Here is a 15822-nt window from a genome sequence, read left to right on the forward strand (position 1 = left end):
GGCAGGGCGGTCGAGCCGCACCTGCTGGGGAACTACGACATGCAAACCTACGTGAACAGCTATTACGCGGCGACCCGCAACCGGACCGTCGATTACCCCGAGCTCGACCAGTTGGTGGAGTGCGATGTCTGTGTGATCGGCGCCGGCTATACCGGCCTGTCCTCGGCGCTCTTCCTGGCCGAGGCCGGCTACAGCGTCACCGTGCTTGAGTCGGCCAAGGTCGGCTTTGGCGCCAGTGGGCGCAACGGCGGGCAACTGGTCAACTCCTACAGCCGCGACGTGGATGTGATCGAAGAGCGCTACGGGGAAAAGAGCGCCGAGGTGCTCGGCAGCATGATCTTCGAAGGCGCGGACATCATCCGCCAGCGCATCCAGCACTACGATATCCAGTGCGACTACCGTCCTGGTGGCATCTTCGCCGCCCTGAACCCCAAGCAGCTCAAGGGCCTGGCCGAGCAGAAGCGCAACTGGGAACGGTTGGGCAACCACAACCTCAAGCTGCTGGACAAGGCGCAGATCGACCGCGAAGTCGGTACCCGCAACTACGTCGGCGGCTTGCTGGACATGCAGGGCGGGCATATCCACCCGCTGAACCTGGCCCTGGGCGAGGCCAATGCCATCGTCGGCCTGGGCGGCAAGATCTTCGAGCAGTCGGCGGCCCTGGAAATCACCTACGGCGAGCCCAACGTGGTGCGCACCGCCAAGGGCGTGGTCCGCGCCAAGTACCTGCTGATCGCCGGCAACGCCTACCTGCAGCAGGACCTGGACCCACGGGTGACCCGCAAGAGCATGCCCTGCGGCTCGCAGATCGTGGTCACCGAGCAGCTGCCGGAACCACTGGCCCGCAGCCTGATCACCAACAACTATTGCGTGGAAGACTGCAACTACCTGCTGGACTACTTCCGTCTCACCGGTGACAACCGCCTGCTCTACGGCGGCGGGGTGGTCTACGGTGCCCGCGAGCCCAACGACATCGAGCAACTGATCCGGCCGAAGATCCTCAAGACCTTCCCCCAGCTCAAGGACGTGAAGATCGACTACCGCTGGACCGGCAACTTCCTGCTGACCATGTCGCGCATGCCGCAATTCGGCCGGATCGAGAAGAACGCCTACTACATGCAAGGCTACAGCGGCCATGGCGTGACCTGCTCGCACCTGGCCGGCAAGCTGATCGCCGAGATGATTCGTGGCGATGCCGAGCGCTTCAATGCCTTCGCCTCGCTGCCACACATGCCGATGATCGGCGGCCGCACCTTCCAGGCGCCGCTGACCGCCATGGGCGCTGCCTATTACGCCCTGCGTGACCGTTTTGGTATCTAATCCGAAAGGACGCCCGCGCTCCTGTTCTATGTCGGAGCGCAGCTTGCTCGCGATGAACGATGACAGGGTTTGCCAGGCACCACGGGCCCACAGGCTTGGCGCCCGCTTCGCGGTCGGGCGCAGAACCTCCCAGGGCCCGCAATACCACCGTAAAATCCCCGCAAACCCCTTGTCGCCAGCCTTTACAGCACCGCCGTCAAACATGTTTAAATAGCCGCCTTTTCCGGCTCCCGAGGCAGCCAGATCGCGATTTTCGCGACCCAACCGCCACACGATACCCTCCAGTTCCTCTCACATAAGGCTGTTATGGACACGGGCACCCGACTCAAACTCGTTCGCGAAAGCTACAACCTCTCCCAGCGCGAGCTGGCCCGGCGTAGCGGCGTTACCAATGCCACCATCTCCCTGATCGAACAGAATCGCGTCAGCCCCTCCGTCAGTTCCCTGAAAAAGCTGCTGGAGGGCATTCCCATGTCCCTGGCCGACTTCTTCACCTTCGACCAGCCGCCCCGTGAGCACCAATACGTATTCCGTGCCAACGAACAGCCGGATCTGGGTCGCGACGGCCTGCGCCTGTTGATGGTCGGCGCGCCCCTGGCCAACCGGCAGATGCGTTTTCTGCGCGAGCAGTACGCCCCGGGCGCCAGCTCCGGCGAGGAGCCAATCGTGCATAGCGAAGGCGAGGAGTGCGGCCTGGTGATCCGTGGCACCGTGGAGCTGACGGTGGATGGCCAGGTGAGCGTGCTCAATCCGGGGGATGGCTATTACTTCCCCACCACCTTGCCCCACAGCTTTCGCAATATTGGCCAAGATGAGGCCGAGATCATCAGTGCCAACACCCCGGCGAACTTCTAAGCGGCCAGGGCACTGATTCAGCGATATCTGCTGTAACCCCGATCGAGCCTGCGCCTGTCGCAGGCTTTTTTATGCCCGGCCAAGCCACCAGGCGAGTGCCGTTGCAGGGTTCGAAGAGGGTAGGGCTCAGGTAGCGGTCCTGGGGCATCGCATGGACCTGGGCAAACGTGCACAGGCAGGCTGCCCCCGGCCGGCATCCTCCAGCCTTCCAGCTCGTCATCAGGGGATGCTGTCGGCTTATCCCGATCCCTGGGGTTGCCAACTCAATGGCGATGCTCGGTGTTGGGGCGACTCAATCAATGTGCGGACCAGGAACTTTTATAGTTGGCTGCAGAACACATTATGAAGATGGCTAAAGATTGATTGAAATCAATTCATTTTCTCTCGATCAATGAGTCTGCATAAAATACATGCAAGTTTTAAGCATTACAAAGATTATCAAGGAATTATTAAGCAAGGCCAGAAGGTCAATTGGAATAAGTTAAGGTTCAGTTGATGAGTTATGGTTTTCTTAAGACTCAGGGTGCCGGATTGAAATGAGCAGCGAATTTTTATTCTCAATTAAAAGTATTTGTTTTGATGAGGACTATCAGCCCTCCGAAAATACGCGAATCACTACCAATTTCGCTAACCTGGCCAGGGGCAAGAGTCGCCAGGAAAATTTGCGCAATACGCTGAGGATGATCGATAACCGTTTCAATGCCTTGGCACATTGGGATAACCCCAAAGGTGATCGTTACGCTGTAGAGCTTGATATCATTTCAGTTGAGATGAAACTGGGTGTTGAAAGTGGCGGTGACTCCCTGCCGCTGATTGAAATATTGAAAACCAATATTCTTGATCGAAAGACCAATGTGCGTATTGAGGGTATTGTTGGAAATAACTTCTCGTCTTATGTGCGGGATTACGATTTTAGTGTGCTGTTGCTGGGGCACAATAATGGTCGGGCAGGCTTTAGTACTCCAGAGAACTTTGGTGACTTGCATGGCAATCTCTTCAAGTGTTTTGTGAATTCTAGCGAGTACAAGGAGCACTTTAGTAAGCCTCCGGTTATATGCCTAAGTGTTTCGAGTAGCAGGACCTATCATCGGACTGAAAATAACCATCCTGTATTGGGTGTTGAATATCAGCAGGATGAGTATTCCTTGACTGATGAATACTTCAGCAAGATGGGCTTGAAGGTTCGCTATTTCATGCCGCCCAATAGTGCTGCGCCTTTGGCGTTTTATTTTTCAGGCGATTTGCTCGATGACTACACCAATCTCGAACTTATCAGCACCATCAGCACAATGGATACCTTTCAAAAGATCTATCGGCCTGAAATCTACAATGCAAATTCCGCGGCAGGAAAGTCCTATCAGCCAAGCCTGAAGAATCAGGACTATTCGTTGACCCGCATTGTTTATGATCGAGAAGAGCGCAGTCGGCTAGCTATTGAGCAGGGGCAATTTGTTGAAGAACACTTTATCAAGCCGTACCAAACCATTCTTGAGCAGTGGTCTGCAAGTTACGCCCTTTGACTGATAAAAATACAAGGTTATCTACTGTGAAGAAATTGCTACCTACCTCAACCGCTGGCAGCCTGCCAAAACCGTCTTGGCTTGCCCAGCCGGAAACACTTTGGTCGCCTTGGAAGTTACAAGATGAAGAATTGACCGAAGGTAAGCACGATGCTTTGCGCCTGTCATTGCAAGAGCAGCAGCAGGCAGGCATTGATATCGTCAGTGATGGTGAACAAACCCGTCAGCACTTCGTCACCACCTTTATTGAGCATCTGGACGGTGTCGATTTCGAGAAGCGCGAAACCGTCAGGATTCGTGATCGCTATGACGCCAGCGTTCCGACGGTCGTGGGTGCGGTCACTCGCCAAAAACCCGTATTTGTCGAAGATGCCAAGTTCTTGCGCCAGCAAACCAAGCAACCCATAAAGTGGGCCCTGCCAGGCCCGATGACGATGATCGATACGCTTTATGACAGCCACTATAAAAGCCGCGAGAAACTGGCTTGGGAGTTCGCCAAGATCCTCAATCAAGAGGCCAGGGAGCTGGAGGCTGCTGGCGTCGATATCATCCAGTTCGACGAGCCTGCGTTCAATGTCTTCTTCGACGAGGTGAACGAGTGGGGCGTTGCCACATTAGAGCGGGCTATTGAAGGCCTCAAATGTGAAACAGCGGTACATATTTGCTATGGCTATGGCATAAAAGCCAATACAGATTGGAAAAAGACGCTGGGGTCAGAGTGGCGGCAATATGAAGAAGCCTTCCCCAAGCTGCAGAAATCCAGCATCGATATAGTTTCACTGGAGTGCCATAACTCCCATGTGCCAATGGACCTCATTGAGCTCATTCGCGGTAAAAAAGTGATGGTAGGCGCCATCGATGTCGCATCCAACACTATTGAAACTCCAGAAGAAGTAGCCAATACCCTGAGAAAAGCACTGCAATTCGTCGATGCCGAAAAACTCTATCCTTGCACCAACTGCGGCATGGCGCCTTTATCTCGTGGCGTAGCAAGAGGCAAGCTGAGTGCTCTGAGTGCAGGCGCGGAAATCGTCCGAAGAGAACTTTCGAACTAGTGCTTAGCTGGAGCCGCAAGGAATGCCAAAGGGGCGGTGGTAGCTCAAGCTACTTCAACCGTCCTTGGCACTTTCGTACGGCACCCAATATTCAGGTCCTGATATGCCATTCCCCAGTACTGCTATCGAACCTATGAGCTTTCGCGAAGCGCTCGGGCACTACGCATCCGGTATCACGGTGATTACCTCCCACATCGACGGCGAGCCGATTGGTTTCACATGCCAGTCGTTCTACAGCGTATCGATGAGTCCGCCGCTGGTGTCATTCAGCGTCATGTCCAACTCGGCCAGCTACCCAAAAATTCGCCAGGCCGGCCGATTCGTCGTCAATATCCTCTCAGGTGAACAGGTCAATATTTCCAACCAGTTCGCTCGCCGTGGCACGGACAAATGGCGTGGAGTCCAATGGCAGGAGTCACCGCTGGGCAACCCCATCATTGCCGGCAGCCTGCACTGGCTCGATTGTGAAATTCATGCCGAACACGCTGCAGGCGATCACTTGATCGTGATTGGTGAAGTAAAGGCTTTGAACCTGCAAGAAGCTGCCGCCACGCAGCCATTGCTGTACTTCAAGGGGCAATATTGCAACATCGCCGCGCATGACACGCTTTGAGCATTGACCCGCGCGGCCCTCTCAAGACCTCTAGCGATGTTTGCCCACAGGTTGCCGGAGCACATCATCGTGTTCTGGTTTTTTCATCTGGGCCAATGTATCCAGGACACCTCTAATGCCAGACTTCAAAAGGCCTCAGTTGAGCCTTCCCAATGGTGCGCAGAAGTTGCTGTTGCACTCTTGCTGCGCTCCCTGTTCGGGAGAGGTGATGGAGGCGATCACCGCCTCGGGCATCGACTACACCATCTTCTTCTATAACCCGAACATTCATCCTGAACGGGAATACCTATTGCGCAAGGACGAAAACATTCGCTTTGCCGAAGACCACAACGTGCCGTTCATCGATGCCGACTACGACAAAGACAACTGGTTCGAACGCGCCAAAGGCATGGAACATGAACCCGAGCGTGGCGTGCGCTGCACCATGTGCTTCGACATGCGCTTCGAACGCACTGCGCTCTACGCCTATGAAAACAACTTCAGGGTGATTTCCAGTTCCTTGGGTATCTCGCGCTGGAAAGACATGAAGCAAATCACCGATAGCGGCATCCGCAGCGCGCAAAAGTACCCGGGGATCACCTATTGGGATTACAACTGGCGCAAGGGCGGCGGCTCGGCGCGGATGGTCGAAATCAGTAAGCGCGAACGTTTCTACCAGCAAGAGTACTGTGGTTGCATCTACTCACTGCGCGACACCAACCACCACCGCAAGGACCAGGGACGAGACATCATCCGCATTGGCGTCAAGTACTACGGGGACGATGAGTGATCGAGCCTTCGTTTACGTCGCGAAGCTTGTTCCCCAGCCTTCGAAAGTCGGAACAGCAAGGCATCTGGTTGGGGTATCAGGCGGCCCGTCCGATTGACCCCGACAGTTGCGGGGTAGCCCAGCGGCAAAGCTGGTGATGGGCTTGCGTCAGTGATGCCTGAGTCACTGGGCTACTTTGCAGAGGGGGAGGTGATCTTAGAGTTTTAGAGTGAAGCGATCTGGCCTTAATCTACTCAAGGGGAAAATTTTTAATTGCGTGTTTATGCCCATCTCGATGTTTTCCTTTGCCTGGGCAGTGCTGCAATAGCATTTCAGGTTATTCATCGTAGATGGATAGCCGATATGGATATTGAGTATAAGCATGAAATTTTTCGATCCTTGAAGATTTTCCTCGATCCATGCAATAGTTCGCTGCGTTTCACCAAGTCAACTGCAAGATCCTGAATATATTCATGGTGTTTCTGCTGGATATGTCGGGTAGACGCTTTCTAAGCGTCTAATTGATTCGTTGGCGCTTTAGGTCTCTCAAGAGATAAGTTATTCCGGGCGCATGTTTCTTGGTCATCGCCAGATCCTGGGGGTGTAAAAATATTGAAGTATTGGCGATGCCTGGAGAGTGGCGCGAAATTTCAAAGGTGCGAAGTTGGCATTGATGGCAGACGCAAGATGTATAAAAAAACACGGATAATTATTTTAATACTCTGCGGTTGGTTTTTGTAGATTCAATGTCAAGCCATTTCATAGCGGGATAATCGTGGCGCATGAGGTCTGCAGCGGAAAATGGCTGTTGTAGACCTCATGTGGGGAAAGGATATATGGCTTGAACATTTTCCGAACATACCTTTGTCTTGAAGCATTGATATGGATATACCTAGGCTGTTGGAACGCGACGGTACCTCTTATCATCGTGCAGCGGGGAGGCCTGCTTGAACTGGCGACCTATGAAACAGTTCTTGCCGTCGCTGCAGTCATTTCCATACTGTTTTTAGCCCCCCGTGTCGAGGGCATGCGGCGTGGTACCGCGCTCAAAGCCGGTTGCACGATAATTCTGTTGACGGGCATCCTTCGTTACTTTTCTGTTTCTGTTTCATATTCGATCGAGGCTTTAACGATAATTGATATTTTTGCCGTATCAGCCTTTGGTGTTGTCCAGTCGCTCTTTGGTATATATCCGGCTGAAACAGTAGAGAAGCATCGTATAGAGTATGCATTTCGCATCCGCCGTATTGTCGTTACTATCAGTCGGGTAGTCGGGCCGTTGTTGGCAGGGGCTGCTATTGGCATTATTTCGTCGCAAGCTGCCCTGCTTTTTTCCTCAGTGCTGGGTATGGCGGCCCTGGCTTTTGCACTTATGTTGCCCAATGGTGTGGAGCCAAATATGACGCGGGTAAAATCATCTATCGAGCGCGTCCAGGACATGTTTTTAGGTATCAAACTAAAACTCATTCTTCCGCCGGAACGGTTCTTGACTCTATCTGGTCTCTTACTCTGCCTGGCCATTAGCGCCACTTTGCCCATGCTGGTTCCGAACCAGATCCATGCACATGATCTTGCTGAAAGCAGTGTAGGTCTATTCAACGCTATATTTGCAGGGGGATCTGTCGCGGGGCTGTTTTGGCTTAGTCCTTTTATTGCCGGAAAAAAGCATCAGCGTAATAGGTACCTTGCGCTTTGGGCACTGCTGACTGCTTCTCTCAGTGCTTCAGCTCTTTCGGTAGAGGTTTGGCAGTTGGCTCTGTGCCTCTTTGTTGCAGGGGCTAGTAGTGCATCTATTGTTCTTGTCGGAATGGATAAAAGAACCGTTTCAGTGCCTCCAGGAGTTCGCATCCGATTGACGGCAGCCACTCTTGTTATCAATCAGCTTGCGAACTCGGCTTCCTATTTGCTCATGGGTTCTGCAGTAACGCAGTTTGGTATCGGTGGTTTGCTATGGGCATATGGGATGATCTTCACGGTTGTCTTGTTGTCCTCCCTACTTGCAAGGTCGGTTTGGGGGTTTCTGGAAGATGCCGCGGATGCGGAGCTTTACTATAAAGACAATCACCCCAAGCTGGATTCTGTCATGCGCGTTTGAAGCCAGACTCGCAAGGGGGCCAGCATTGCCTGCCTTTGGAAGAGCTTGCGGCGCATAGGGTGCCCCCACAGCCAATTTCGGTTGCAAGGTGGCTAATCACCAGCGACTGCTTCTCGTCGAACGAGGGCTTTTTTCGGTATCCGTGCCCCTGAGCATGAGCTGCTCCTCCAGGGCATTTCACTCAGCTCTCGGCAGCAGTCTGGGCCTCGCGGGCGGCCTCTTCGGCCAGCTTCAAGCGATCAGCCTTGCAGATGTACTTGGGCTTGTTTTTCGGTGCCAGCTTGGCCTTGGCTTTCTTGGCGTGGGCGTCCAACAGTTGCTTGATTTTCTTGCGACGATTCATCTTTCTCTACCTGGGGGACAAGCGCGCGGATGATATCAGCTTGAACTGGATTCCCGTACGCGCTTGGGTTGCCGCATGTCGTTTCAGCAGCCGGGGCCCTTGAGGCCGGTGCCGATGGTGACCGCGGTGACCTGGACTTTTTCAAAGGCTTTCTGGGCTGCGGCGGTGTATTTCTGGTCGCAGTTGAAGCGCGTCTCCATCACATAGTCGTCGCCCTCGGCCTTTTGCATCTGGGTCGCCCATTGGTCGGCGGCGTTGATCGCGGCATCCGAGACCAGCGTCACTTCCAGCAGCACCTCCTTGAAGTCCACGGCATGAGGACCTTCCCAGTGTGCATAGACCGACGGGTCAGCGGCATTGCCGCACATGCTCAGGCAGTCGGCGCTGTAGCTCAGGCCGCCGCCGGACGAGGCCTCGAAGGCGCCCAGGGTCAGGGGTTGGCTGGGGGCTGGGGCATAGGTGCCGACGAACTGGGTCAGGTCGGCCTGGCATTTGGGGCCCAGCTCCATGCGCAGGGCGCTGACCTTGCCACCCTCTACCGTGGCAGTGATCTGGCAGCCCTGGACCTTGAACACGTGGGCATTGCCGTTGGATTCCCGGGGGATTCCGGCGATCGATTCGAAGTAGCGCTGGTTGGTGCCCAGCATGTCGCCGGTGAAGACTTCGGCCACGGAGGCGGCGTGGGCCACGTCGAGAGACAGCGCCAGGGTGGCGGCACAAAGGCTGTAGAGCGCCTTGTTCATGGAAGCATCCTTTCAATTGAGAGACCAAGGCCTGTGGTCATCGGCAGGTGGGTTCGGGTGCGGGAGTTTAGCAGCGTTACTGTTGGCCATGACACGCCAGGGCGTTGCGATCACTCGGTCCGAGGAGATCCTCACAAGATCCTTCACACAGGTGGGCCCCGGTATGAGCCCGATAGGTCTTGTAGATCGGCTGGACCTGCGGGTTATCCAGGCTTTGGTAGGTGCTGTCTTCAGCCTGCCGGCGAAGCGATCGGGCGACCTATCGATCGTGCAGGTGCTTTTTCAAGAACAGGCGAGTCCGTTCATGGGTCGGGTTCTGCAGGATCTCCCGGGGTGTTCCTTCCTCGACCACCACGCCACCGTCCATGAAGATGATCCGGTCGGCGACCTCGCCGGCAAAGCGCATTTCATGGGTGACGATCAGCATGGTCATGTGTTCGGCGGCGAGCTGCTTCATCACCTGGTTGACTTCTTCGACCAGCTCCGGGTCCAGGGCCGAGGTCGCTTCGTCAAACAGCATCACCTTGGGGCGCATGGCCAGCGCCCTGGCGATGGCCACCCGTTGTTTCTGCCCGCCGGACAGGCGCGAGGGGTATTCGTCGAGCTTGTTGGCCAGGCCCACTTTCTCCAGGTACTCCATGGCCAGCTCGCGAGCCAACGGCTTGGTGAGCCCCTTGAGCTTGATCGGGCCGATGGCGATGTTTTCATGCACGGTCAGGTGCGGGAACAGGTTGAAGTGCTGGAACACCATGCCCATCTGCTGGCGCACGCTATTGATGTGCTGCTCGAAGGCTCGGCCTTTCAATGGTCGGTTGACCTGCTCGCCTTCCAGCCAGATCTCGCCGTCGTTAAGTACTTCCAGGTGATTGATCGAACGTAGCAGGGTGCTTTTACCGGAGCCGCTGGGACCGATGATGGCGATGATCTGCCCGCGCGAGACCGACAGGTCGATGCCCTTGAGGACTTCCAGTGCGCCATAGGCCTTGCGCGCTCCCTTGACTTGGATCATGAGCTTTTCTGTGGTCATCGTGACATCTCTACCCGGGTTTCAAGAAGGTGCAGGCCGGCTTCCAGAACAAGATTGACGGCGTAATAGATCACCGCGACGGCCAGATAGAATTCGAATGGACTGTAGGTCTCGCTCACCGCGCGCTGGGCGCTGTAGACCAGTTCGGCAATGCCGATGATGGACACCAGGGACGTGTCCTTGAGCAGCACGATCAGGTTGTTCCCCAAAGGAGCGATGGTGCTGCGCAGGGCTTGCGGGACGATGATGTAGCGCTGGGTCTGGCTGCGGCTCAGGCCAATGGAGCGCGCGCCTTCGATCTGGCCCGGGTCCACCGACAGTACGCCGGCACGAATGACGTCGGCGTTGTAGACGGCGAAATGCAGGCTCAGGCCGATGATCCCGGCCATCAATGCCGGGATATCGATCCCCACTTGCACCAGGCCGTAGTAGATGAGGTACAGCTGCAGCAGCAGCGGGGTACCCATGAGCAGCCAGGTCATGAAGCGTATGGGCAGCGATACCAGCCTTGGGGTGTAGAGCACGATCAGGGCGAAGGTGATTCCCGCCAGCAGGCTCAAGGCGCTGGAGCTCAGGAACAGGACGACCGTCCACCACAGTCCGGTCGCCAGCAGTTCGGAATAAGGTGTCACGATACTCAGGTCGAGGCTTGGCATGGAAAAATCTCACTTGGCCGCGAAGCGCTGATCGAGGTGGTCGACCAGCAGCCTCACCGCATAGACCATTACGATGTAAAGCACCGCCGATACCATGAAGATCTCGAAGGGTTTATAGGTCGAGCTGATGAACCGCTGCGCGGTATAGGACAGCTCGACCACGGAGATCGTCGACACCAGTGCCGAGCCCTTGATCAATGCCACGGCATTCACGCCCAGGGGCCGGATCATCAGCTTTGCCGTTTGCGGCAGGGTGATCAGCCAGAGGGTCTGGCCCTTGCTGAAACCAATGGAGCGAGCGGCTTCCACCTGCCCGGGATCGACGTTGGCGATAGCGCCACGAATGGACTCGGCCATGTAGGCCGCGATGTTCAGGCCCAGGCCGAGGACCCCGGCCGAGAACGGCTCCAGCTCCAGGCCGATCTGTGGGCCGCCAAAGTAGATGAGGAACAACTGCACCAGGCAGGGTGTGCCGCGAAACACACTGATGTAGAGCCTGGCCAGGCAGCGCAGGATGAAGCTGCTGCACAGGCGCGCCGCCACCAGGACGATGGAAACCAGCAAGCCGAGCACCAGTGCCAGCAGCGATACTTGCACCGTGGTCCATGCGGCCTCGAGAAAAAACGGCAGCGTACGCTGTATGAGAGTCAGGTCCATGGGAAGGCTCGGAAAAGTCAGGTGGACGGGCTCGACGCCGGGTCGAGCCAGGTGACAAGGGCGTCAGCGAATGTCCTTGCCGATCCACTGCATCGAGATCTTTTCGTAGCTGCCGTCGGCGAGCATGTTGTCCAGCGCTTTCTGCAGCGCCGCCTTGAGTTCGGGGTTGTTCTTGCGCAGCGCGATGCCCATGCCTTCGATGCCGCCATCGCTGTCCGGGGGCGTGATGATGCGTACTTTCTGCCCGGTTTCCTTGACGGCCACCAGCACCGGGACGCTGTCCATCACGATGGCATCGATCCGCCCGGCCTCCAGGTCGACCAGCATCTCGGGAAGGCCCTTGTAGGTCTTCACCTTCAGGTTGCCGCGGGCTCGGGCCCATTTGTCGTGGGCGTCGCCCAGCGTGACGCCGACCGTCACATCCTTGAGCTGGTCCAGGCTGTGGATCGGCGAGTCATCCTTGACCACGATCGTGCGCCCGGCGTGGTAGTAGGGGCCGGCGAAATCCACGGCCTTCAAACGCTCCGGGGTAATGGTCATGGAGGCGATGATGGCGTCGTATTTCTTGGCCAGCAGCCCGGCAATGATCCCGTCGAATGGCGTGGTGATAATGGTTACCTTCACCCCCAGCCGTTCAGCCAGGGCCTTGCTGATGGAGGCATCGAAACCGACGATCTGGTTCTGCTCGTTGGCGAAGCTGAAAGGAGAGTATTGACCGCTCATGGCGATGCGAATCTCTTTGGCTTCCTGGATCGACTTCAGGTCATCGGCCTGGGCGGCAGTGGAACAGAGCAGTGCTGCGGCGGCCATGGTGGATGCAGCAAGCAGGCCTTTGAGCGTTCTGGTCAGCATTGGATGGCACCTTTGAAGAATTATTATTTATTGTTGTTGGGCTCTTCACCCAGGCCACGGAAAAAGCTTTGCATAGGGCACCCCGGAAATCACCAGGCAATGTGTCCGCCTGCCGGACACATTGCCGGAGTTGGCCGGCACTATGTCGGCCGCAGTGCCAGCCCGCTATTGCAGCGCCGCCTTGAAGCTCTCGTCCAGGACCTCGAGCAGGAAGTCGGCGTTCTTCTGGTTGAAGATCATCGATGGACGCATTTTCAGCACGTTGTCGTAGGGGCCTTCCGTGCCGATCAGGATGCCGCGCTCGCGAGCGCCATCGGCGACCTTCCTGGCCAGCTCCGTGGCGGGGGCTTTGCTCTTGCGGTCCGTGACCAGCTCTATGCCCAGGAACAGCCCCAGCCCGCGCACATCGCCAATGGCCTCGTAGCGCTGCTGCAACTTGCCAAAACCATCGAGCAGGTAGTTGCCAATCGTCAGGGCATTGAGTTTCAGGTTGTCGCGCTCGATCACCTCCAGGACGCTGAGCCCTACCGCACATGAAACCGGGCTGCCGGCGAAGGTGTTGAAGTACTCCATGCCATTGTCGAAGCTGTCGGCCAGCTCTCGCGTGGTGACCACTGCGGACAGCGGATGCCCGTTGCCGATGGGTTTGCCCATGGAGACCGCATCGGGCACCACTCCTTGGGTTTCGAAGGCCCACCAGTGGCTGCCCACCCGGCCAAAACCGACCTGGACTTCGTCGGCCAGGCACAGGCCGCCTGCGGCACGCACCATGGCATAGACTTCGCGCAGGTAGTTTTCCGGGAAGAACAGCTGCCCGGCGACACTGGGAATGGACTCCGCCAGAAAGAACGCCGGCGCTCGACCCTGCTTGCGCATGCTCTCGATTTGCTCGGCCACGCTTTGCGCGAAACGCTGGCCCAGCTCCTCGAACGGCCAGTCATCGGCGGCGCGGTAAGTATCCGGGACGGTCGCCTCGAACACGTGTGCAGCGCGGCCTTTGCCAGCCTTGCGCTTGTACTTGTAGGGGCTCAGGTCGATCAGTTCCTGGGTCGTCCCGTGGTAGGCCCAGTCCAGCACGATGGCGTCGTTGCGCCCGGTGTGATTGCGCGCCATGCGCAGCATCAGGCTGTTGGCCTCGCTGCCCGAGCAACCGAATGAGGCGACCGCCAGCCCTTCAGGCAAGGTGGCGGTGAGCCGCTGTGCATACTCCACGATAGTGTCATGCAGGTACCGGGTGTTGGTGTTCAGGCGCGACGCCTGGCGCGCGAGCGCTTGCACCACGTCTGGATGGCTGTGGCCCAGGTGGCAGACGTTGTTGAAGCAGTCCAGGTAGGCCCGGCCGAAGTTATCGATCAACCAGACGCCGTCGCCGCGCACGAACTTGATCGGGTCCGAGTAGGAAATCGACAGGTTGGGCAGCAACAGCTCCTTGCGCTTGGCCACGATCTCGGCCTTGGTCCTTCCCTCCTGGCTGTAGGTTTCCGGGGGGATGCCGGCCAGGGTCGAGGCGTCGGGGAACAGGTCGGCCCACACCTCCAGATAGGCCCGCTCGCCAACACCGATGAACTCGCTGGCTTGCAGTTGGGTGTCGGTGGACATCTGCAAATGCAGATGGGGCAGCCAGCCACCGTTTTCCGTGTCCGCTCCCATGTGTCCCACCAGTGCGCCGGCCTCCAGGCGGTCCCCGGGTTTCAGGCGGGCCAGGGCTTCGTGGGCCAGGTGGCCCCACAGGGTGAGGAAGGGCGGGCAGTCTGGTGGCGAGTGTTCGAGCATGATCAAGCCGCCATAACCCAGTGGTTCATGTTCGACCTCGACACTGCGCACCACGCCGGCCACCGGGGTGTACAGCGGCGTTCCGGCGGGCATGATCAAGTCGACCCCCAGGTGGATGATCCGGCGCTGTCCTTCGATGAATCGCGAGACGAAGGCCGGGTCGGTGTAGATGGTCCGTTCTTCGCCCCAGGGCCCGATGCCGAGCGGGACCTTGTGCTGGGCAGAGAACTCATTCCACCACTGGGTCGCCTCCGCCGGACGCTGGGCGGCCGAGGCGATCGTCATCTCGTGGGAGGCATCGGCGAACGGAACGATGACCTTGTGCAGGGTGGCCGCCGCGGGCTGGACGATATCCGCGAAGAGCCTGCGGTTTTCCTGGATCCAGCGGCGCACCGCTCCAGCGCCTTCCATGGCGTCATAGCCACAGGCTTTGCGCAGGATCGCCGTCGCCAGTCGCGGGTTCATCCGGTCCATCCTTTCCAGCAGGCGCCAGGCCGGTGCTTCGCTGATCGCCAGGTAGGGATTGTCCTGGGTCTGCTCCTGCCGCGATGCCGACAAGGTGACGCTGATGACCAGGCGCATGGCGATCAGATTGAACAGCACGTCCAGCTCTTGCGGTTGCAGAGGGTAGCGCTCATGGAAACCGGCGGTGAGGGCGGCGGCTGCGCCGATCGGGTCTTCCATGTCGAGAATGGAGTAGGCGCAGGTGATGGCGACTTCGGCAATCAGCACGGTATGCAGGGCATCGCCAAAGTCGATGATGCCCGAGACCTCCTGCTGATTCTGCGGGGCGACGAGGATGTTCCAGTCATTGCCATCATTGTGAATGACCTGCGCGCGCAACCGCGAAAGTGCCGGTTGCACCGTGCTTTCGAAGGCATCGATGAAACGCTCCAGGATGGCCCTTTTCCCAGGGTCCTTGACGAAGTGCAGGCGTGACCTGGAGCGAGCGGCGTGACGCAGGTCCCAGTCCAGGTCCCGCACCGCGCCCGGGTGGATGAACCCCTGGAGCGCACGGTCCAGATCGCCGAACGACCGGCCCAGGTTGCGCATCAGCCCGGCTGTGCGCTTGGCTTCGGCCAGTGGGGTGCCGTGCAACCAACTGACCAGGCGCACCGCATGGGTTTCGCCGCAGGGCGCCACCGCAGAGGCGAGGAATTGACCTGCCAGGCTCTTCTTGAGCACCGGCACGGCCAGCCCGGGACCGTGGCTGGCAAGGTGGCTGAGGAGGGCCGTTTGCAGTTCGCTCTCGATTCTCGGTTCGGCCGCGTTGACGACCTTCAGGATCCATCCTGCATCGGTTTCGGTCTTCAATCGAAAATTGCAATCGCGCTCGCTGTCCAGGGGGGTGGCCGTGCCGATGACATTGAAAAGCTGCTCGGCCAGTTTTTCGGCAGCGCTGGTGGAGAACGGCGGGGCGGGGTGGCGAAGATCGGTCATGGCGGCGGTTTTCCAAGTTATTTTTTTCAGTTAGCTTGGCATGCGCGGCCTGGGCGGGCAGTAGGTATGCGGTCGGCCCCGGCCTGCATATTGTCGGAATCGACCGGCACAAAATCGGTGGAAAA

14 protein-coding genes are annotated in these 15822 nt (G+C 57.6%); 7 read left to right on the plus strand and 7 right to left on the minus strand.

Features of this window, described 5'->3' with window-relative positions:
* Positions 1–39 precede the first annotated feature (39 nt).
* From I9018_RS11020 to I9018_RS11050, 7 genes are all read left to right on the plus strand, one after another.
* Complete coding sequence (locus I9018_RS11020; RefSeq protein ID WP_068587150.1) at positions 40–1320, plus strand: FAD-binding oxidoreductase; 1281 nt, start codon at positions 40–42, stop codon at positions 1318–1320.
* 306 nt (positions 1321–1626) lie between these two features.
* Complete coding sequence (locus I9018_RS11025; RefSeq protein ID WP_068587148.1) at positions 1627–2175, plus strand: cupin domain-containing protein; 549 nt, start codon at positions 1627–1629, stop codon at positions 2173–2175.
* A gap of 536 nt (positions 2176–2711) precedes the next feature.
* Positions 2712–3695 (plus strand): DUF1852 domain-containing protein, encoded by a 984-nt coding sequence (locus tag I9018_RS11030; RefSeq protein ID WP_124346348.1) that lies wholly within the window; start codon positions 2712–2714, stop codon positions 3693–3695.
* A 26-nt stretch (positions 3696–3721) separates the two neighbouring features.
* A complete protein-coding gene (locus I9018_RS11035) occupies positions 3722–4750 on the plus strand; it encodes a methionine synthase (RefSeq protein WP_241109428.1) in 1029 nt (342 codons plus the stop codon).
* 103 nt (positions 4751–4853) lie between these two features.
* Entirely contained in the window at positions 4854–5363 is a 510-nt protein-coding gene (locus I9018_RS11040; protein WP_241109429.1) for a flavin reductase family protein, read from the plus strand.
* Positions 5364–5478: 115 nt separating this feature from the next.
* On the plus strand, positions 5479–6132 hold the full coding sequence (locus I9018_RS11045) for an epoxyqueuosine reductase QueH (RefSeq protein ID WP_277398099.1): 654 nt from the start codon (positions 5479–5481) through the stop codon (positions 6130–6132).
* A gap of 820 nt (positions 6133–6952) precedes the next feature.
* Complete coding sequence (locus I9018_RS11050; protein ID WP_241109431.1) at positions 6953–8206, plus strand: MFS transporter; 1254 nt, start codon at positions 6953–6955, stop codon at positions 8204–8206.
* Between the two features lie 181 nt (positions 8207–8387).
* Here the strand turns inward: I9018_RS11050 and I9018_RS11055 are convergent, their stop codons facing one another.
* From I9018_RS11055 to I9018_RS11085, 7 genes are all read right to left on the minus strand, one after another.
* Complete coding sequence (locus I9018_RS11055; protein ID WP_241109432.1) at positions 8388–8549, minus strand: DUF2986 domain-containing protein; 162 nt, start codon at positions 8547–8549, stop codon at positions 8388–8390.
* A gap of 83 nt (positions 8550–8632) precedes the next feature.
* Complete coding sequence (locus I9018_RS11060; protein ID WP_241109433.1) at positions 8633–9292, minus strand: hypothetical protein; 660 nt, start codon at positions 9290–9292, stop codon at positions 8633–8635.
* Between the two features lie 259 nt (positions 9293–9551).
* Positions 9552–10319: an amino acid ABC transporter ATP-binding protein gene (locus I9018_RS11065; RefSeq protein WP_068587994.1), complete on the minus strand. Its 768-nt coding sequence runs from the start codon at positions 10317–10319 to the stop codon at positions 9552–9554.
* Positions 10316–10975 (minus strand): amino acid ABC transporter permease, encoded by a 660-nt coding sequence (locus tag I9018_RS11070; RefSeq protein ID WP_241109434.1) that lies wholly within the window; start codon positions 10973–10975, stop codon positions 10316–10318. The genes I9018_RS11065 and I9018_RS11070 overlap by 4 nt, the downstream gene beginning before the upstream one ends.
* A 9-nt stretch (positions 10976–10984) precedes the next feature.
* Complete coding sequence (locus tag I9018_RS11075; protein WP_124346355.1) at positions 10985–11632, minus strand: amino acid ABC transporter permease; 648 nt, start codon at positions 11630–11632, stop codon at positions 10985–10987.
* Between the two features lie 63 nt (positions 11633–11695).
* Positions 11696–12484 carry an ABC transporter substrate-binding protein gene (locus tag I9018_RS11080; RefSeq protein ID WP_241109435.1) on the minus strand — a complete coding sequence of 263 codons (789 nt, stop codon included), beginning with the start codon at positions 12482–12484 and terminating at the stop codon, positions 11696–11698.
* Positions 12485–12649: 165 nt separating this feature from the next.
* On the minus strand, positions 12650–15697 hold the full coding sequence (locus tag I9018_RS11085) for an aminotransferase class III-fold pyridoxal phosphate-dependent enzyme (protein WP_241109436.1): 3048 nt from the start codon (positions 15695–15697) through the stop codon (positions 12650–12652).
* Between the last annotated feature and the right edge of the window lie 125 nt (positions 15698–15822).

It is taken from the genome of Pseudomonas sp. MPFS, assembly GCF_022537035.1.
Taxonomy (GTDB): domain Bacteria; phylum Pseudomonadota; class Gammaproteobacteria; order Pseudomonadales; family Pseudomonadaceae; genus Aquipseudomonas; species Aquipseudomonas sessilinigenes.